This is a genomic window from Streptomyces sp. NPDC052042, assembly GCF_044548345.1.
Lineage (GTDB): Bacteria > Actinomycetota > Actinomycetes > Streptomycetales > Streptomycetaceae > Streptomyces.
Map to the genome: position 1 here is coordinate 110,911 of NZ_JBIUBU010000002.1, position 19,890 is coordinate 130,800.

The following is a 19,890-nucleotide window of genomic DNA, read 5'->3' on the forward strand; positions in this document are numbered from 1 at the left end:
ATGTCGGGCATACGGCATGTCGGACGTGCGGCATCCGGGCATACGGGATGCCGCACGTGTGGCATCCGGATGACGTGCGGCATTCAGGCATCGGGCTCGGGGCCCGGACTCGGGAGGAACAACGCAGGTGGACGTGAACGACCGGAGCGCGACGGCAGGGGCGGCGACGGAAGGAGTGGCGGCTGTCGCCGTACCGGGGACGGCCGCCGCGGACGGCCCGGCACCGGGTGCTGCGCGCGCGCCGGGTTCCGTCCCCGCGCCGGGCTCTGTCCGCCCGCCGGGCCGGGCGGCGGCCCTCGGTCCGATCGCCCTGGTCGTCGCGGGGGGCCTCTCCGTCCAGTTCGGTGCCTCGGTGGCGGTCCTGCTGATGCCCCGGGCCGGGGCGGCCGGCGTCGTCACCCTGCGCCTGGCCGTCGCCGCGCTCGTCATGCTGGTCGTCTGCCGCCCGAGGCTGCGCGGCTACTCCCGCGCCGACTGGGGCACCGTCCTGGCCTTCGGAGTGGCCATGGGCGCCATGAACACGCTCTTCTACCAGGCCGCCGACCGCATCCCGCTGGGCGCGGCCGTCACCCTGGAGGTGCTGGGCCCGCTCGCCCTCTCGGTGATCGCGTCCCGCCGTCTGATCAACGTGGTGTGGGCCGGGCTCGCCCTGGGCGGTGTCGTCCTGCTGAGCGGAGGGGGCTTCGACCGCCTCGATCCGCTGGGCGCCGCGTACGCGCTGGGCGCGGGCGTGATGTGGGCCGCGTACATCGTCTTCAGCGCCCGCACCGGCCGCCGGTTCCCGCAGGCCGACGGCCTGGCCCTGTCCATGACGGTCGCCGCCCTCCTCACCCTGCCCCTCGGCGTTCTGGAATCCGGCTCGAAACTGCTGGTTCCGTCCACGCTGGGACTGGGTGCGGGGGTGGCGCTGCTGAGTTCCGTCCTGCCGTACACCCTCGAACTCATGGCGCTGCGCCGCCTGCCCGCGCCCACCTTCGCCATCCTCATGAGCCTGGAACCGGCCATTGCGGCCACGGCCGGCTTCCTCGTCCTCGGCCAGGCCCTCGCCCCGACGGACGCCCTGGCCATCGCACTGGTCATCGGCGCGAGCATGGGCGCCGTGCGAAGCCAGGTGCGGGGCTCCGGGCGGCGCGAACGCGCCTGACGGCTATTCGTACCCCGTACCCCGTACCCGCCGCGGCCTCCTGCCGCCCCTGCCCGCCCGGCCACACGGAGGGAGCCCCGGACGCGGAGGGTGCGGGATCAGAGCGAGCAGAAAATCATGCAAGCATGCTTGCTTGTTTATGGTCGCGCTGTCATGATCCTGGGCACACCGCCACGCCCCGAGGGGAGCGCACCGTGTCCGATGTCGCAGCCGTGATCGACGACCTGCGCGACGAGAGCGACGAACTCGACGAACTGGTGGAAGGGCTGGGCGCCGAGCAGTGGCGCTTCCCGACGCCCGCACCCGGCTGGAGCATCGCCCACCAGATCGCCCATCTCGCCTGGACCGACGGGGTCGCGCTGCTGGCCGCGACCGACCCCGAGGCCTTCGCGGCCGAGACGGCGAAGGCTCTGGAGGCGCCCGACACCTTCGTCGACCGCGCCGCGGAGGCGCTGGTGGCCGAGACGAACGCGTCCGGGGCCGCCCCGGACGTCCTGCTCGCGCGATGGCGGGACGGGCGGGAGCGGATGCAGCGGATGCTGCGCACGGCACCGGCCGGGACCCGGATCCCCTGGTACGGGCCGCCCATGAGCGTGGCGTCCATGGCGACCGGCCGGCTCATGGAGACCTGGGCGCACGGCCAGGACATCGCCGACGCGCTCGGGGTGACCAGGACGCCGACCACCCGCTTGCGGCATGTGGCCCGGATCGGGGTGCGGGCCCGCGACTTCGCGTACCGGGTACGCGGGATGGCGGCGCCCGAGGAGGAGTTCCGGGTGGAACTCCGTTCGCCGGACGGCGGGCTGATCGCCTTCGGGCCCGAAGGGGCCACCCAGCGGGTCACCGGGCCGCTCCTCGACTTCTGCCTGCTGGTCACCCAGCGCGCCCACCGTGACGACCTCGCCGTCCGGGCCACCGGCCTTGATGCCGACCGTTGGCTCGGCATCGCCCAGGCGTTCGCCGGGCCCCCGGGACCCGGCCGCGCGCCCCGCCCGGCAGGTCCCGACGACGGCCGGGTACCCGGATCCGACGCGTCCGCCCGCGACCACGCACCCCGCCCGGCAGGGCCCGGCGAACGCCGGGTGCCCGGTTCCGGTGTGGCCGGCGACGGTCACGAGCTCCGCCCGGGAGGTCCCGACGACGGCCGCACATCCCACGGGACGCGGGCATGACCGCCCCCCTCCGGATCGGCAACGCCTCCGGCTTCTACGGCGACCGCTTCGACGCCCTCCGCGAGATGCTCACCGGTGGCCCCCTCGACGTCCTCACCGGCGACTACCTGGCCGAGCTGACCATGCTCATCCTCGGTCGGAGCCGGATCAAGGACCCCGCGCGCGGGTACGCCACCACCTTTCTGCGCCAGCTCGAAGAAGGCCTCGGGCTCGCCCACGAACGCGGGGTGAAGATCGTCACCAACGCCGGAGGGCTCAACCCGGCCGGACTGGCGGACGCGATACGGGAGCTGGCGCAAAGGACCGGGGTCCCGGCGCGGGTCGCCCATGTGGAGGGCGACAACCTGCCCGTCCCCGACGGGTATCTCACCGCCAACGCCTACCTCGGCGGCGCCGGGATCGCCGCCTGTCTGCGGGCCGGGGCCGATGTCGTCGTCACCGGCCGGGTCACCGACGCCGCCCTCGTCACCGGTCCCGCCGCCGCCCGCTTCGGCTGGGAGCCGGACGACCACGACGCGCTCGCCGGGGCGGTCGTCGCCGGACACGTCCTGGAGTGCGGCACCCAGGCCACCGGAGGCAACTACGCCTTCTTCCGGGACCACGACATCCGGCGGCCCGGCTTCCCCGTCGCCGAGATCCACGCCGACGGCACCTCCGTCATCACCAAGCACGAGGGCACCGGCGGCGTCGTCGACATCGGTACCGTCACCGCGCAACTGCTGTACGAGACCGGGGGCGCCCGCTATGCCGGGCCGGACGTCACCGCCCGGCTCGACACCGTGCGGCTCACCCGGGACGGGCCCGACCGGGTGCGGATATCCGGGGTGCGCGGCGAGGCACCGCCGCCCACCCTCAAGGTCGGGCTGAACCGGCTCGGCGGCTGGCGCAACGAGGTCGTCTTCGTGCTCACCGGGCTCGACATCGAGGCCAAGGCCCGGCTCGTGCGGGAGCAGGTCGCGGACGCGCTGGCCCGTTCCCGTACCGAACCAGGCGAGGTGCGCTGGGAGTTGGCACGCACCGACCACACCGACGCCGCCACCGAGGAGACCGCGAGCGCGCTGCTCCGGCTCGTCGTCCGCGACCGGGACCCGGAGGCCGTCGGGCGCGCGGTCTCCGGGGCCGCGGTCGAACTGGCCCTCGGCAGCTACCCCGGCTTCCATGTCACCGCACCACCCGGGAAGGGCAGCCCGTACGGCGTCTTCGAGGCGCGGTGCGTATCGGCCGACGAGGTCCCGCACATCGCCGTGCTCCCCGACGGTCGGCGCGAGCGTCAGGAACCTCCCGTACGCACCCGGCCCCTCCGGGACGCGGAACCGCCCCCGCTGCCCGAGCCGTTGCCGCCCGGCCCCACCCGCACCGCCCCGCTCGGCCGGATCGCGGGCGCCCGCAGCGGGGACAAGGGCCCGGACGCCAACGTCGGCGTCTGGGCGCGGGACGAGGGCGCCTGGCGGTGGCTGGCGCACGAGCTGACCGTCGAGCGGTTCAAGGAACTGCTCCCGGAATGCGCGGAGTCGACCGTCACACGGCATGTCCTGCCCAACCTCCGTGCGCTGAACTTCGTCGTGCGCGGGCTGCTCGGTGAGGGCGTCGCCGCGCAGCACCGGTTCGACCCGCAGGCCAAGGCGGTGGGGGAGTGGCTGCGCTCCCGGCACCTGCCCGTACCCGCGGCGCTCCTGGACGCCGCCGAAGCACCGGAGGCGAAGGCATGACCGTCCTGTCCACCGGGCTCGACACCGCGAGCCCCGCATACGCCGCCGACCGCGCGGCCATGCTCGCCAAACTCGACGAACTGGCCGCCGAGCAGGCCAGGGCGCGGGCGGGCGGTGGCGAGAAGTACGTCGAACGCCATCGCAGGCGCGGGAAGCTGACCGCCCGCGAGCGGATCGAGCTGCTGATCGACCCGGACACCCCGTTCCTGGAGCTGTCACCGCTCGCCGCCTGGGGAAGCGACTACACGGTCGGCGCCTCCCTCGTCACCGGCATCGGCGTGGTGGCGGGCGTCGAGTGCCTGATCACCGCCAACGACCCGACCGTGCGCGGCGGCGCCTCCAACCCGTGGACGCTGAAGAAGGCGCTGCGGGCCAACGAGATCGCCTTCGCCAACCAGCTGCCCTGCATCAGCCTCGTCGAGTCCGGCGGGGCGGACCTGCCGTCCCAGAAGGAGATCTTCATTCCGGGCGGGGCGCTGTTCCGCGACCTCACCCGGCTGTCGGCGGCCGGCATCCCCACCGTGGCCGTGGTCTTCGGCAACTCGACCGCGGGCGGCGCCTACGTCCCCGGCATGTCCGACCACACCGTCATGATCAAGGAACGGTCCAAGGTGTTCCTCGGCGGTCCGCCCCTGGTCAAGATGGCGACCGGCGAGGAGAGCGACGACGAATCGCTCGGCGGCGCCGAGATGCACGCCCGCGTCTCCGGCCTCGCCGACCACTTCGCCGTCGACGAGCACGACGCGCTGCGCCTGGCACGCCGTGTCGTCGCCCGCCTCAACTGGCGCAAGGCGCACGCCGATCCGGGACCGGCCGAGCCGCCGAAGTACGACGAGGACGAACTGGCAGGCGTCGTGCCCGGCGATCTGAAGGTGCCCTTCGACCCGCACGAGGTCATCGCCCGGATCGTCGACGGCTCCGACTTCGACGCGTTCAAACCGCTGTACGGGACCAGCCTGGTGACCGGATGGGCCACGCTCCACGGCTATCCGATCGGCATCCTCGCCAATGCGCGCGGCGTGCTCTTCAGTGAGGAGTCGCAGAAGGCCGCCCAGTTCATCCAGCTCGCCAACCAGCGTGACATCCCGCTGCTGTTCCTCCACAACACCACCGGCTACATGGTCGGCAAGGAGTACGAACAGGGCGGCATCATCAAGCACGGCGCGATGATGATCAACGCGGTCTCCAACTCGAAGGTCCCGCATCTGTCGGTGCTGATGGGCGCCTCGTACGGGGCCGGGCACTACGGCATGTGCGGGCGCGCGTACGACCCCCGGTTCCTGTTCTCCTGGCCCAGCAGCAAGTCCGCCGTCATGGGGCCGCAGCAGCTCGCCGGGGTGCTGTCGATCGTCGCCCGCGCCTCCGCCGCCGCGAAGGGGCAGCCGTACGACGAGGAGGCCGACGCGGGGCTGCGGGCCATGGTGGAGCAGCAGATCGAGTCCGAGTCACTGCCCCTGTTCCTGTCGGGGCGGCTGTACGACGACGGGGTCATCGACCCGCGCGACACCAGGACCGTCCTCGGGATGTGCCTGTCCGCGATCCACACCGCCCCGGTCGAAGGCGCCCGCGGTGGCTTCGGCGTCTTCCGGATGTGAGGCCAGGAATGACCACGACGCCCTCTGCGACGCCCTCCATGTCGACCTCCGTGTCGATGTCCACGAACCCCTCCGCGCCGATCTCCACGCTGCTCGTGGCCAACCGGGGCGAGATCGCCTGCCGGATCTTCCGCACCTGCCGCGCGCTCGGCATCGCCACCGTCGCCGTGTACTCCGACGCGGACGCCGGCGCGCTGCACGTACGGGAGGCGGACACCGCCGTACGGCTGCCGGGCGCGGCCCCGGCCGACACCTATCTCCGGGGCGACCTGGTCGTACGCGCCGCCCTCGCGGCGGGCGCGGACGCCGTGCACCCCGGGTACGGCTTCCTCTCCGAGAACGCCGGGTTCGCGCGGGCCGTGCGGGACGCGGGACTCGTATGGGTGGGGCCACCGGCCGAGGCCATCGAACTGATGGCGTCCAAGACCCGTGCCAAGGAGCTCATGGCCGGGGCCGGTGTGCCGCTGCTGGCCCCCGTCGACCCGGATCGCGTCACCGCGGCCGACCTGCCGTTGCTGCTGAAGGCGGCGGCGGGAGGTGGTGGTCGCGGAATGCGGATCGTCCGTGAACTCGGCGAGCTTCCCGGTGAGTTGAAGGCGGCTGCCGCCGAGGCCGAGGCCGCGTTCGGGGACGGGGAGGTCTTCGCGGAGCCGTATGTGGAGCGCGGTCGACACGTCGAGGTGCAGATCATGGCCGACGGGCGCGACGGGGTCTGGGCGCTCGGCACCCGGGACTGCTCGCTCCAACGGCGCCACCAGAAGGTCATCGAGGAGGCCCCCGCCCCCGGACTCGACGACGCGCTGCGGACCCGGTTGCACGAGGCCGCCACGGCCGTCGCACGTGCGGTCGGCTACCGGGGCGCGGGCACCGTCGAGTTCCTGCTCGCCCCCGACGGGCGCCCGTACTTCCTGGAGATGAACACCCGCCTCCAGGTCGAACACCCGGTGACCGAGGCCGTGTTCGGGGTCGACCTGGTCGCCCTGCAACTGCGTGTCGCGGAGGGCGAACCCCTGCCCGCCGCCGCGCCTTTGGACCCGCACGGCCACGCCGTCGAGGCCCGGCTCTACGCCGAGGACCCCGCCCGCGACTGGCAGCCGCAGACCGGAGCACTGCACGCGCTGGAGGTGCCGGACGAACCCGGACTCCGCCTCGACACCGGATACACGTCCGGCGACACCATCGGCGTGCACTACGACCCGATGCTCGCCAAGGTCATCGCCCACGCCCCCACCCGAGACCAGGCCGTACGCCTCCTGGCCCGCGCCCTGGAACGCGCCCGGCTGCACGGCCCGGTCACCAACCGCGAGCTGCTCGTAAGGTCCCTGCGCCATCCCGACTTCCGCGCCGCCCGCCTGGACACCGGCTTCTACGACCGCCATCTCGCCGCCCTCACCCCGCCCCCCGACCCGGCGGAGCTCCGCCTCGCCGCCCTGGCCGCTGCCCTCGCCGACGAGGCCGCCCGGCGGCGCGGCCCCGGCCCGGGGCCCGTCCGCTTCGGCGCCTGGCGCAACAACGCCTCGGCGCCCCAGACCAAGCGCTACCGGTCCGAACCCGACGGGACCGAGTACGAGGCCGCGTACCGCACCACCCGCACCGGCCCCGTACCCGAGACGGGCGAACGAGTCGTCGCCGCCCGCCACGACCACGTCACCCTCGAAACCGCCGGGACACCCGGATCCCCTGACACCGTCCTCGTCACACGTCACTTCACCGTCACCGTGCATCGCGACACGGTGTACGTGGACACCGCCACCGGCTCGTACACCCTCACCGCGCTGCCCCGTTTCACCGATCCCGTCGACCGCGCCGAACCCGGCTCCCTGCTCGCCCCCATGCCCGGCACGGTCGTCCGCATCGCGGAGGGACTGGCCGTCGGAGCGGTGGTCGAGGCCGGGCAGCCGCTGATCTGGCTGGAGGCGATGAAGATGGAGCACCGCGTGCTTGCCCCCGCATCCGGCACCCTCACCGCGCTCCACGCCACCCCCGGCCTCCAGGCCGAGGTCGGCACCCTGCTCGCCGTAGTACAGGAAGCGAACGCCGTACCGGGAGCGAACGCCGTACCGGGGGCGAACGCCGTGCCGGAAGCGAACGCCGTACAGAAGACGCCCGCCATACAGAACACCGCCGCCGTACAGGAGGAAGCAACGCCATGAGCACTGCCCTCGAAACCGACGAACACCGGGCTCTGCGCGCCGCCGTCGCCGCCCTCGGCAAGCGATACGGGCGCGACTACCTGACCTCCGTCGTGAGCGGCGGCGGCCATCCCCGCGAACTATGGTCCGAGGCAGCGAAGTTGGGCTACCTCGGCGTGAACCTGCCCGAGGAATACGGTGGCGGAGGCGGCGGCATGGCCGAACTCTCCATTGTCCTCGAAGAGCTGGGGGCGGCGGGCAGTCCGCTGCTGATGATGGTGGTCTCCCCGGCGATCTGCGGGACGGTCATCGCCCGCTTCGGCACCGACGCGCAGAAACGGCAGTGGCTGCCCGGACTCGCCGACGGCAGCCTCACGATGGCCTTCGGTATCACCGAACCCGACGCCGGTTCCAACTCCCACCGGATCACGACCACCGCCCGCAGGGACGGCGCCGGAGCGGGCGCCGACTGGCTGCTCACGGGGCGCAAGGTCTTTGTCTCCGGCGTCGACATCGCCGACGCGACCCTGATCGTCGGCCGCACCGAGGACGCCAGAACGGGCCGGCTCAAGCCCTGCCTGTTCATCGTCCCGCGCGACGCCCCCGGCTTCGGGCGCTCGCCCATCGACATGGAACTCCAGGCCGCGGAGAAGCAGTTCGAACTCGTGCTGGACGACGTGCGGTTGCCGGCCGACGCCCTGGTGGGCGACGAGGACGCCGGACTGCTCCAGCTGTTCGCCGGCCTCAACCCCGAACGCATCATGACCGCCGCGTTCGGCATCGGCATGGGCCGCTACGCGCTCGCCCGCGCCGTCGACTACGCGAAGACCCGGCAGGTGTGGAAGGAACCCATCGGCGCCCACCAGGCCATCGCCCACCCGCTCGCCCAGGCCCACATCGAACTCGAACTGGCCCGGCTGATGATGCAGAAGGCCGCCCGTCTGTACGACGACGGCGACGACACCGGCGCGGGCGAAGCCGCCAACATGGCGAAGTACGCGGCGGGCGAGGCATGCGTGAAGGCCGTCGACCAGGCCGTGCACACCCTCGGCGGCAACGGACTCACCCGCGAATACGGCATCGCGTCCCTGATCACGGCGTCCCGCGTCGCCCGGATCGCGCCCGTCAGCCGGGAGATGATCCTGAACTACGTGTCCCATCAGTCCCTGGGCCTGCCCAAGTCGTACTGACGCGGGGCATCCTGTCCCTCCACCGTTCCGCGACCACGTTCCGCGACCACCTTCCACGGCCATGTGCCGTGGCTCTCCGCACACGCGGCAGCCGAGTCACAGCCGCACTGGAAGCCGTCCTTCGCCGCTCCGGAAGGGACCCGCAGCAATGGCGCACGTGTTCCACAGTGACCTCCCGCCCGTCCAAGCACTCCACGCACCCATCCACGACGCGGTCCTGGGGCAGGCCGCCGCGTACGGCGACACACTCGCGCTGATCGACGGCACGGACGGCGGCTCCGCGCTCACCTACCGGCAACTCGACGACGCCCACCGCAAGATCGCCGCCGCGCTCGCCGGGGCCGGGCTGCGCAAGGGCGACGTGCTGGCCCTGCACAGCCCCAACACCATCGCCTACCCGGCGGTCTTCCACGGCGCCACCCGGGCGGGCGCCACCGTCACCACCGCCCATCCGCTGGCCACGGCGGAGGAGCTCGCGAAACAGTTGCGCGACTCCTCCGCCCGCTGGATCGTCACCGTCTCCCCGCTGCTCGGGACCGCCCGCCGCGCCGCCGAACTCGTCGGCGGTGTGGAGGAGATATTCGTCTGCGACCGGGCGGACGGGCACACCTCCGTCCTCGACATGCTGGCCACCACCGAACCCGAGCCCCAGGTCCAGGTCGTCATCGACCCGGCCGAGGACGTCGCCGCGCTGCCCTACTCCTCCGGCACCACCGGAACCCCCAAGGGCGTCATGCTCACCCACCGCTCCATGGCCACCAACCTGGAGCAGCTGCGCCCCTTCGTCCCCATGGGCCCCGGCGACCGCATCCTGGCGGTCCTCCCGTTCTTCCACATCTACGGCCTCACGGCTCTGATGAACGGCCCGCTGCGCCTCGGTGCCACGGTCGTCGTCCTACCGCGCTTCGACCTCGAACAGTTCCTCGCCGCGATCGAGAAGCACCGGATCAACGGCCTGTACATGGCCCCGCCGATCGTCCTCGCCCTGGCGAAGCACCCCGAGGTGGACCGCTACGACCTGTCCTCGCTGGAGTACGTCGTCAGCGCCGCCGCCCCGCTCGACGCGCAGCTCGCCGCCGCCTACCCGGCACCATCGGCGAATCCTGATCCGTGGACCGCAGGTGATGAAGGGCCACCTCGGCCGCCCCGACGCCACCGCCGAGATGATCGACACCGATGGGTGGCTGCACACCGGAGACATCGGGCACGTCGACGCCGACGGCTGGCTGTTCGTCGTCGACCGCGTGAAGGAACTGATCAAGTACAAGGGCTACCAGGTCGCCCCCGCCGAACTGGAGGCCCTGCTGCTCGGCCACCAGGCCATCGAGGACGCCGCCGTCATCGGCGTGCCGGGCGCCGACGGCAACGAGGTGCCCGGGGCGTACATGGTCGGTCCCAGGGCAACCCGCGCCCCGGGACGACTGGCCTCCGGGACAAGGAGACGAACCGTATGACGCCGCTGGCCGCACCCGTCCACGACCGGGGCATCACCACCCTCACGCTCGACTCACCGGCCAACCGCAACGCGCTCTCCGCCGCGCTGGTCGGTGGGCTGACCGCCGCGCTGGAAGCGTGCGCCGCCGACGACGACGTGCGGGCCGTGGTCCTCACCCACACCGGCAACACGTTCTGCGCCGGCGCCGACCTGACCGCGCCGCCCGACCCGGCGGCGTTCGTCGCCCTGATGCGGGGGATCGTCGCCCTGCCCAAGCCCGTCGTCGCGCGCGTCACCGGGCACGTCCGGGCGGGCGGGCTCGGGCTGCTGGGTGCCTGCGACATCTCCGTCGCCGGTCCCGGCGCCTCGTTCGCCCTCACGGAATCCCGGCTCGGGCTGGCCCCCGCCGTGATCTCGCTGCCGCTGCTGCCCCGTACCGACCCGCGCGCCGCCGCCCGCTACTACCTCACGGGCGAACGCTTCGACGCCGCCGAAGCGGCCCGCATCGGCCTCGTCACCGTCGCCGCCGAGGCGGACGCGGACCAGGCGCTCGCCCCCGTGCTCGACGGGCTGCGCAGGGCCTCCCCGCAGGGGCTGGCCGCGTCGAAGGAACTGGTCACGGCTACTGTGCTGGAGAATTTCGACCGGTACGCCGAAGACCTCATCGCCCGCTCGGCAGCGCTCTTCGCCTCCGCCGAGGCACGGGAGGGGATGACGGCCTTCCTCGAACGACGGGATCCCGCATGGGTGCTTTGACACTCCCCACCGACAGGACGCCCAAGCAGGACCGCAGCCGGGCCACCCGCAGGCGGCTCCTCGAAGCCGCGGTCGCCTGCCTCGCCGAGCACGGCTGGGCGGGCTCCACGGTCTCGGTCGTCGCCGAACGCGCCGGGGTCTCGCGCGGTGCCGCCCAGCACCACTTCCCGACCCGCGAGGATCTGTTCACCGCCGCCGTCGAGTATGTCGCGGAGGAACGCTCGGCCGCGCTGCGCGCCCTGCCCGTGCAGGGGCGTACGGAGGTCGTCGCCGCCCTCGTCGACCTGTACACGGGCCCGCTGTTCCGCGCCGCGCTCCAGCTCTGGGTCGCTGCGTCCAACGAGGAGCAGCTCCGCCCCCGCGTCACCGAACTCGAAGCCCGCGTCGGCCGCGAGACCCACCGGATCGCCGTCGAGCTGCTGGGCGCCGACGAGACCAGACCCGGTGTGCGCGAGACCGTGCAGGGCTTCCTCGACATGGCGCGCGGCCTGGGGCTGGCCAATGTCCTCACCGACGACACCGCCCGCCGCCGCAGGGTCGTGGCGCAGTGGGCGGTGCTGCTGGACGAGGCGCTGGGCTGAACCGGGTACGACCCGGCGTCCCAGTCGACTTGGGCAAGTAGGGCTGGCACCAAGGAGGTTGGGGTGGCAGCCGTAGTGAACCCCGGCTTCCGCGTCTCTAGTGTCGGGGCGTGTGAGAAACGGACAGAGAAACGGACAGAGCAGAGCGAGCGGACGCCATGCCGGAAGGCGCCGCCGGGTGCGCCGCGCCTCGGCCGCCGTCCTCGCCCTCGCCGCGTGCGTCACCATGGCCCCCGCCACCGCCTCGGCCGCCGTGCCCCCCGCGCCGGACCGCGACCGCACGGCCGCCACGGCGGGCCACGGCACCGGCGTGGGGGTCGGCACCGGACTCGACCGCTACCACCGGCAGCGCCTCGACTGGGGAAGCTGTGCCACCGGCCCCGACGACACGGTGGGCCGGGACCTGGACGAGGCCGGTGCCCAGTGCGCGGACGTGACCGTGCCGCTCGACTACGCCGACCCCGGGGGCCGCACGATCACCGTCGCCATGTCCCGGCTGAAGGCCACCGACACCCGCCGCCGCATCGGCGCGATCCTGCTCAACAACGGCGGCCCCGGCGGCACCGCGGTCGATTCCCCGCCGCACATCCGCGAGGCGATGAAGGGCGTCGGCGCGCGCTACGACATCGTCGGCTTCGACCCGCGCTTCGTCGGCCGCAGCACCCCGCTGGACTGCGGCTGGCCCACCGCCATGTTCTTCCGCTCGCCCGGCCCCGACCGGGCGGGCTTCGACCGGCAGGTCGCGTTCCAGAAGGACCTCGCCGACAAGTGCCGGGCCACCAACGCGTCCGTGCTGCCGCACGTCACCACCCGCAACACCGCTCGCGACATGGACGTCATCCGGGGCGCGCTCGGCGAGCGGAGGATCTCCTACCTGGGCTACTCGTACGGGACCTATCTGGGTACCGTCTACAGCCAGATGTTCCCCGGCCGCTACGACCGGATGGTGCTCGACGGGGCGATCGCCCCGGAGGACTACGGCCCCCGGCTGATGCGCACCGCGGTGTCCGAGAACGAGCGGGCGCTCGCGGACTGGGCCGGCTGGGCCGCCGACCACGACGCCACGTACCACCTCGGCCGCACCCGTGCCGAGGTCCTCGCCGCCGTCGACCGTGTCGCCGAGGCCGCCACCCGTCACCCGCTGACCGTCGGGACCGGAAGCGACACGTTCCGGGTCGACGAGACCCACATACCGTTGCTCCTCTTCACGATGCTCTCGGACGACACCGACGAGACGCGGGCGGACCTCGGCGAGGTGGTCTCCGTGCTGTCCGAGGCCGCGAGGGGGAACTCCACCCGGCTGTCAGCGGGGTTCGCCGAGATGCTGAGGTACGTACTGACCGACGCGGGCTCGCCGACCGGCAGCGTGCAGACCGCGATCCTCTGCGGGGACAGGGCCGCGCCCCGCGACCCCGAGCGCTACTGGCGGGACATCGAACGCAGCCGCGCCGCGCACCCGCTGTTCGGCCCCATGACCGAGAACATCCTGCCGTGCGCCTTCTGGGACCGGCCCCGGGAGGAGCCCACTCAGGTGCGCCACGACGTCCCCGCGCTGATCGTGGCCGCCACCGGCGACCCGCGCACCACCTACCGCAGCACCCTGAAGCTGCACGGCCTGCTGCCGAGTTCCAAGCTGATCACCCTTGTGGGCGCCAACCGGCACGCGCTCTACGGCGAGTACGGCAACGCCTGCGTCGACGACCAGGTCAACCGCTACCTCGCCACCGGAGAGCTGCCCGCGACGGACTGGACCTGCGTCAAGCGGACCGGCCGGGGCCGACAGGGCTGACGGGGCGTTCGGCCGGCCGACGGTCCGTCAGTGTCGCCAACCGGCCAACCGGCCAACCGGCCAACCGGCCAACCGGCCAACCGGCCAACCGGCCGACGGGCCGACGGGCTGTCGGCGCCGCCGCACGGACGGCCAATCGGGCGCCGGGACGGGACGGGTTCACCCTCTCCCGTCCCGGCGCCCAAACCTCGCCCCGGTGCCCGGCTCCCCGGACCGAAGCTCAGTTCCCCAGGTCCGAGAGCTGCTCGTACCCCTCGATCGACCGGGGGTCGCGCGGCCCCGGTCCGACGTACCGGGCCGTGGGCCGCACCAGTCGGCCCGTCCGCTTCTGCTCAAGGATGTGCGCCGACCAGCCGGCCGTGCGCGCGCAGGTGAACATCGAGGTGAACATGTGCGCCGGGACCTCCGCGAAGTCCAGCACGATCGCCGCCCAGAACTCCACGTTCGTCGCCAGCACCCGGTCCGGGCGCCGGGCGTGCAACTCCTCCAGCGCGGCCTCCTCCAGCGCCCGCGCCACCTCGAAGCGAGGCGCGCCCAACTCCTCGGCGGTGCGCCGCAGGACGCGTGCCCGCGGGTCCTCCGCCCGGTAGACCCGGTGGCCGAAGCCCATCAGCCGCTCGCCCCGGTCCAGGGCCCCCTTGACATACGCGATGGCGTCGCCGGTCCGCTCGATCTCCTCGATCATGCCGAGGACCCGGGACGGGGCGCCGCCGTGCAGCGGGCCCGACATCGCGCCCACCGCACCCGAGAGCGCGGCGGCCACGTCGGCGCCGGTCGACGCGATGACCCGGGCGGTGAACGTGGAGGCGTTCATGCCGTGCTCGGCGGCCGACGTCCAGTACGCGTCGACGGCCTTCACGTGCTTGGGGTCCGGCTCACCGCGCCAGCGGATCATGAACCGCTCGACCACGGAACCGGCCTTGTCGATCTCGCTCTGCGGGACCATCGGCCGCCCCTGCCCGCGGGCCGACTGGGCGACGTACGACAACGCCATCACCGCCGCCCGCGCCAGGTCGTCGCGCGCCGTCCGCTCGTCGATGTCGAGCAGCGGCTTCAGCCCCCACACCGGGGCGAGCATCGCCAGCGCGGCCTGCACGTCGACCCGGATGTCACCGGAGTGCACCGGGATCGGGAACGGTTCGGCAGGCGGCAGACCGGGGCTGAACGCCCCGTCGACCAGCAGACCCCAGACGTTCCCGAACGAGACGTGGCCGACCAGGTCCTCGATGTCGACCCCGCGGTAGCGCAGCGAACCGCCCGCCTTGTCCGGTTCTGCGATCTCCGTCTCGAAGGCGACGACTCCCTCTAGTCCCGGTACGAAGTCGGACATGGCGGCTCCCTCGGTCGACGGCTGTACGGAGGCCACAGTGGCCTGCCCCAAGATATTGGCCGGTTCCCACGAGGCGGGGAAGCGTGACATCCGGCACTGTTCCCCTCATCACCGGTGACTGACAGACGCCCCTGGCTGCGGGGCGGAGTCGACCGCTGCGGCAGGATGACCCCGTGCCCACCGCAGACTCACCTTCCGATTCCATCACCGATCCGGCCGCGATGCGCGAGCAGTACCGGTCCGAGCCCTTCACCGAGGACTCGCTGGCAGCCGACCCGATGCAGCAATTCGCCCACTGGTTCCGGCAGGTCGCCGTCGGCGGGCTGCTCTACGAGCCGAACGCCATGGTGGTCTCCACGGCCACCCCCGACGGCCGTCCGTCCTCGCGCACGGTGCTGCTGAAGAAGTACGACGAGCGCGGCTTCGTCTTCTTCACCAACTACGAGTCCCGCAAGGGCCGCGAGCTGGCGGCCAACCCGTACGTCTCGCTGCTCTTCCCCTGGCACCCCATGGCCCGCCAGGTCGTGGTCACCGGCACCGCGTCCCGCGTCGGCCGGGAGGAGACCGTGGCCTACTTCCGCACCCGCCCGCACGGCTCCCAGCTCGGCGCCTGGGCCAGCGCCCAGTCCACCGTGGTCGGCACCCGCACCGAGCTGATCGCGCGCTACGACGAACTGGCCGCCCGCTACCCCGAGGGCGAACAGGTCCCCGCGCCCCCGCACTGGGGCGGCTACCGGGTCGTCCCCGCCACGATCGAGTTCTGGCAGGGCCACGAGAACCGGCTGCACGACCGGCTGAGGTACGTGCGCGAGGGTGAGAGCTGGCGCGTCGAGCGCCTGTGCCCGTGAGGGACTGACGGAACGGTTCGCGACCCGTACGCATGGATGGGCGGTCCGTGCGTACGGGGCCGGATCCCGCGCGCCCGGGTGGGTGACGGGCCCGGGGACCACACGTGACGGTCCTCCCTACGCACCGGCCCTTCGCCTGCCCTCCGTACGCACGTATTCCGTACGCACCGGGCCTCCGCACGTTCCCCGTACGCACCGGGCCGCGGACCCCGTCCGGACAAGCAGAAACCCGCAGGCCCTGGTCCTCCTCGCGGAGGAGCCGGCCGGACTTACCGGCGAGCCTGCGGGTCGGTGACTGCTTGGGATTGGCCGATGACCGGCCTGCACTGCGAAGAGCGCGGCGCACGGGCGTCAGCCCGCAGCCACCTCACGAGTCCGAGAAGAAATCACTTTTCGGAACACCTCCTTTCACGTGTGGCTGCAGCCTAGGAGCGTCGGGAAGGGGGCTCAAGCCATTTATTCGAGCGGCGTCCCGTCCGCGCGGCGCGAGAGCCGCCGAGGGGCAGGGGGCGTGAGAGGGGCGGGGGCGTGAGCCCTGGGCGGCACCGACGGCGGAGGAACGGGTCGGCTCCGCCGGTATGAAGATCCTCAGCCCTGGCGGTAGAAGATCCGGTCCCGGTACTCCGTCATGACGCGCCCGTTCCATTCGTGGCCGCCGTCGACGTTGCCGGACCGCAGCAACGGCGGCTCGATGCCGCGCTCCACGAGCCGTTCCGCGGCGGCGGCCATCATGCCCTGCATGATCGCGCTGGTGACCACGGTCGACGCGGGCGCGAACGGCGCCTCGATGCCCTTGTGGGTCAGCTCCGCATCACCGACGGCGATCTTGCTGTCGAGCACGATGTCGCAGTGGTCGCGCAGAAAACCGCCCGAGGAGTGCCGGGACCGCGTGCCCTCCGTGTATGCGACGGAGGTGACGCCGATGACCTTCAGGCCGAGGGCTCGCGCGTTCATCGCCATCTCCACCGGGAGCGCGTTGCGCCCGGAGAGCGAGATGATCACGAGGAGGTCGCCCGCCCTGGTGGGGCCGGAGTCGAGTACCGCGCCCGCCAGGCCGTCGACCCGCTCCAGCGCCGAGCCTAGGGTCGCCGGCATGACGTCGACGCCGACCGTGCCCGGCACCGCCAGCAGGTTCATCAGGGCGAGCCCGCCCGCCCGGTAGACGACGTCCTGCGCGGGCAGCGAGGAATGCCCGGCTCCGAAGGCGAAGAGCCTGCCGCCCGCGGCGACGGTGTCGGCGATCGCGGTGCCCGCGGCCGCGATGTTCTCGGCCTCCTCGTCGCGTACGCGCTCCAGCAGGCCGATCGCTGCGCCGAAGAACTGACCGGCCAGCTTGCTGTCGCTCATCGAGGAGGCCCTTTCCGCCGGGAAGGAGTGTTCACGGGATGTCCATGAGGTGTCGTGTCGCGGATCACGTTGCGGTCTGGACCAGTTGCCTGTCAATACCGCTTCCACCGTTCCGGCGCGGGACGTTCGACCGGCTCGGCACGGTTGTCAGCGGTATGCGTCAGAATTGGTGGAGGGCCAGCGCACGACGTATTCCTGTCACAGCACCGAGGGGCACGAATGTCCGGACTGATCGACACCACGGAGATGTATCTCCGCACCATCCTCGAACTCGAAGAGGAAGGCGTGGTGCCCATGCGCGCCCGGATCGCGGAGCGGCTGGACCAGAGTGGTCCGACCGTCAGCCAGACCGTGGCGCGGATGGAGCGCGACGGTCTGGTCCAGGTGGCGGGCGACCGCCATCTGGAGCTGACCAGCGAGGGACGCCGCCTCGCGACCCGTGTCATGCGCAAGCACCGGCTCGCCGAATGCCTGCTCGTCGACGTCATCGGCCTGGAGTGGGAGCAGGTCCACGCGGAGGCGTGCCGATGGGAGCACGTGATGAGCGAGGCGGTGGAGCGGCGGGTCCTGGAGCTGCTGCGCCACCCCACGGAGTCCCCGTACGGGAACCCGATCCCGGGACTGGAGGAGCTGGGGGAGAAGGCCGAGGTCGATCCCTTCCTCGACGAGGGCATGGTGAGCCTGTCCGAGCTCGACCCCGGTGCCGAGGGCAAGACGGTGGTCGTGCGCCGGATCGGTGAGCCGATCCAGACGGACGCCCAGCTGATGTACACGCTGCGGCGGGCGGGCGTGCAACCCGGTTCGGTGGTCAGCGTGACCCAGTCGCCGGGCGGGGTGCTGGTCGGCAGCGGTGGCGAGGCCGCTGAGCTGGACACCGAGGTCGCCTCGCACGTGTTCGTGGGCAAGCGCTGAGTCGCCTCCGGTACGGCCGGGGGGCGCCCTCGGCCGTACCGGGCCCCGCACCTTGACGCGTCGACGCGACATCGGCGGACGTCGGTAGGACATCCACGGACGCCGGCGGGGGTGCCGAAGCGGAGAGCGGCATTCGCTGTCTGTCCGGCCTTGGTGTTTCGGCGTTCGCTTTTTTGTTTTTCTGCCCGGACCGCAGCGCTTGGACCGATCACGTGCCAGGCTGTGGCTCCAGGCGTGCCTGAGAGCGTCGGCCCGCGGCCGCGCGGTCGGGAGGGAGCAGGTGTATGCGCCCATCGAACTGGCCCATCCACCCCGCCGGCCTCATCCGCCCGCCCGGCCCATCAGGTCTGTCCGCCCCACCTGGGTTGTCCCTATCGCCGGACGCTTACGCCTCGGCCGCCCCATCAACGTCGGCCGCACCGTTGAGCCCGGCAGCCCCGTTGAGCCCGGCAGCCCCGTTGATCCCGGCAGCCCCGGCAGCCCCGGCAGCCCCGGCAGCCCCGGCAGCCCCGGCAGCCCCGGCGGGCCCCTTCACCCCATCCCGCCCGCCTGCCGCCGCGGGCTCGCCCCCCGTCCGCCCCGCCCGGCCGATTCTTCGCCGACCGGCGGGTACTCCGGTCGGCGAAAGGCCCCCGAGCAGCAGAGGGCCCCGGCGCCTGCGGGCGCCGGGGCCTGCCCTCCCCCTGTTTCGACCCGGAGCCCCGAGCTCTCAGGGTCGGTCCCCACGGGCCCTCATCCCCGAGCGGCCCGCCTCCCGGGAAAAGGTCTCCCCTCCGCCAACGCCGCCAACCCTCGGGGCCGGTCACTCATACGAGGGGTGTTGGTCGGCGGAAGCTTGATTCGAATAAAGGTTCGATAGTCTGCGTGGTGTGTGACCGTGCGTTGAACGAATGGGACCGATCGGTGATCGAGGACGAGAAGGGGGTGCCGGAATCCATGGCGCGACGCATCGATGTGACCGGGGCCGAGGGCGTACGTCTCGCGGCCTGGGAGTTCGCCGAACCGCCCAAGGGAGGCGGCCCGGAGGGCGAGCGCGCCCCCGGCGTCCTCCTGCTCCACGGCCTGATGGGCCGGGCCTCCCACTGGGCCTCGACCTGCCGTCGGCTCGCCGGACGGTATCGCGCCGTGGGCCTCGACCAGCGCGGCCACGGCCGCAGCGAGAAGCCGGCCGAGCACGCGTACACCCGGGACGCGTATGTGGCCGATGTCGAGGCGGCGATCGAGCAGCTCGGCCTCGCCCCCGTCACCCTCGTCGGACACGCGATGGGGGCTCTCACCGCGTGGCAGGTCGCCGCGAAGCGCCCGGATCTGGTCCGTGCCCTGGTCATCTGCGACATGCGGGCCTCCGCGCTCGGCGCGGCCTCGCAACGGGAGTGGGAGGAGTGGTTCGGGTCCTGGCCGGTGCCGTTCGCGACGCTCGCCGATGTACGGAAGTGGTTCGGTGAGCACGACCCCCGGGTGGAGCGGCCGAACCCGGCACGCGGCGACTTCTTCGCCGAGGTGATGGCCGAACGGGCGGACGGCTGGCGCCCCGTCTTCTCCCGCCGCCAGATGCTCCGGTCCCGTGCGACCTGGGTGTTCGACGCGCACTGGGAGGAGCTGGCCCTGGTCCGCTGCCCGGCCCTGGTGCTCCGGGGGATCGACGGGGCGCTCGGCCGGGCGGAGGCCCAGGAGATGGTTCGGGTGCTGCCACGCGGGCAGTACGCGGAGGTGGCCGAAGCGGGTCACCTCGTCCACTACGACCAGCCGGATGGCTGGCTCGCGGCGGTCAGACCGTTTCTGGAACGGTTCGCCGAGGGCCCCTGGGGCGAGGGCCGTGAGCCTGGTCCCGCCTTCCGGTGAGCAGCCCGGTGAGGACCGCGGGCCCTGCCCCCTCCCCGTGAGCGGTCCGGGGCGGCGGGCGCCGGCCGGACCGTAAGGGCCCCACGCGGTCCGCGGTGTGACGAGTGA

Annotated in this window: 13 protein-coding genes and 2 pseudogenes; 13 read left to right on the forward strand and 2 right to left on the reverse strand. The window is 72.6% G+C overall.

What is annotated here, in order from left to right; translation table 11 throughout:
- The first annotated feature begins 133 nt into the window (after window positions 1-133).
- From ACIHCL_RS05765 to ACIHCL_RS05810, 10 genes and pseudogenes are all read left to right on the forward strand, one after another.
- Window positions 134-1,144: an EamA family transporter gene (locus tag ACIHCL_RS05765; RefSeq protein WP_399858017.1), complete on the forward strand. Its 1,011-nt coding sequence runs from the start codon at window positions 134-136 to the stop codon at window positions 1,142-1,144.
- A gap of 194 nt (window positions 1,145-1,338) precedes the next feature.
- Window positions 1,339-2,136: pseudogene (locus ACIHCL_RS05770) on the forward strand (TIGR03084 family metal-binding protein); the annotation flags it as partial.
- Window positions 2,137-2,312: 176 nt separating this feature from the next.
- On the forward strand, window positions 2,313-4,025 hold the full coding sequence (locus ACIHCL_RS05775; RefSeq protein ID WP_399857329.1) for an acyclic terpene utilization AtuA family protein: 1,713 nt from the start codon (window positions 2,313-2,315) through the stop codon (window positions 4,023-4,025).
- Window positions 4,022-5,620 (forward strand): acyl-CoA carboxylase subunit beta, encoded by a 1,599-nt coding sequence (locus ACIHCL_RS05780; protein ID WP_399857331.1) that lies wholly within the window; start codon window positions 4,022-4,024, stop codon window positions 5,618-5,620. Before ACIHCL_RS05775 ends, ACIHCL_RS05780 begins: the two co-directional genes overlap by 4 nt.
- A 56-nt stretch (window positions 5,621-5,676) precedes the next feature.
- Window positions 5,677-7,773 carry a biotin carboxylase N-terminal domain-containing protein gene (locus tag ACIHCL_RS05785; RefSeq protein ID WP_399857333.1) on the forward strand — a complete coding sequence of 699 codons (2,097 nt, stop codon included), beginning with the start codon at window positions 5,677-5,679 and terminating at the stop codon, window positions 7,771-7,773.
- Window positions 7,770-8,942: an acyl-CoA dehydrogenase family protein gene (locus ACIHCL_RS05790; RefSeq protein ID WP_399857335.1), complete on the forward strand. Its 1,173-nt coding sequence runs from the start codon at window positions 7,770-7,772 to the stop codon at window positions 8,940-8,942. The genes ACIHCL_RS05785 and ACIHCL_RS05790 overlap by 4 nt, the downstream gene beginning before the upstream one ends.
- 148 nt (window positions 8,943-9,090) lie before the next feature.
- Window positions 9,091-10,345: pseudogene (locus ACIHCL_RS05795) on the forward strand (AMP-binding protein); the annotation flags it as partial.
- A gap of 47 nt (window positions 10,346-10,392) precedes the next feature.
- Window positions 10,393-11,133 carry an enoyl-CoA hydratase family protein gene (locus tag ACIHCL_RS05800; protein WP_399857337.1) on the forward strand — a complete coding sequence of 247 codons (741 nt, stop codon included), beginning with the start codon at window positions 10,393-10,395 and terminating at the stop codon, window positions 11,131-11,133.
- On the forward strand, window positions 11,121-11,714 hold the full coding sequence (locus ACIHCL_RS05805; RefSeq protein ID WP_399857338.1) for a TetR/AcrR family transcriptional regulator: 594 nt from the start codon (window positions 11,121-11,123) through the stop codon (window positions 11,712-11,714). Before ACIHCL_RS05800 ends, ACIHCL_RS05805 begins: the two co-directional genes overlap by 13 nt.
- A 226-nt stretch (window positions 11,715-11,940) precedes the next feature.
- Entirely contained in the window at window positions 11,941-13,503 is a 1,563-nt protein-coding gene (locus ACIHCL_RS05810; RefSeq protein ID WP_399858019.1) for an alpha/beta hydrolase, read from the forward strand.
- A gap of 220 nt (window positions 13,504-13,723) precedes the next feature.
- On the opposite strand, the gene ACIHCL_RS05815 is transcribed toward ACIHCL_RS05810, so the two are convergent.
- Window positions 13,724-14,833, reverse strand: coding sequence for a citrate synthase 2 (locus tag ACIHCL_RS05815; protein WP_399857339.1), 1,110 nt, complete (start codon window positions 14,831-14,833; stop codon window positions 13,724-13,726).
- Window positions 14,834-15,054: 221 nt separating this feature from the next.
- Here ACIHCL_RS05815 and pdxH point away from each other — a divergent pair, with 221 nt between their 5' ends.
- Window positions 15,055-15,681: a pyridoxamine 5'-phosphate oxidase gene (gene pdxH / locus ACIHCL_RS05820; RefSeq protein ID WP_399858021.1), complete on the forward strand. Its 627-nt coding sequence runs from the start codon at window positions 15,055-15,057 to the stop codon at window positions 15,679-15,681.
- A gap of 588 nt (window positions 15,682-16,269) precedes the next feature.
- Here the strand turns inward: pdxH and ACIHCL_RS05825 are convergent.
- Window positions 16,270-17,028 (reverse strand): SIS domain-containing protein, encoded by a 759-nt coding sequence (locus tag ACIHCL_RS05825; RefSeq protein ID WP_399857341.1) that lies wholly within the window; start codon window positions 17,026-17,028, stop codon window positions 16,270-16,272.
- Between the two features lie 219 nt (window positions 17,029-17,247).
- On the opposite strand from ACIHCL_RS05825, the gene ACIHCL_RS05830 reads away from it, so the two are divergent.
- Together ACIHCL_RS05830 and ACIHCL_RS05835 are read left to right on the forward strand one after the other, a co-directional pair.
- Complete coding sequence (locus ACIHCL_RS05830; RefSeq protein ID WP_399857343.1) at window positions 17,248-17,940, forward strand: metal-dependent transcriptional regulator; 693 nt, start codon at window positions 17,248-17,250, stop codon at window positions 17,938-17,940.
- Between the two features lie 936 nt (window positions 17,941-18,876).
- The gene (locus tag ACIHCL_RS05835) at window positions 18,877-19,782 is read left to right on the forward strand and encodes an alpha/beta fold hydrolase (protein ID WP_399858024.1); all 906 of its coding nucleotides are present in this window, start codon (window positions 18,877-18,879) and stop codon (window positions 19,780-19,782) included.
- The last annotated feature ends 108 nt before the right edge of the window (window positions 19,783-19,890 follow it).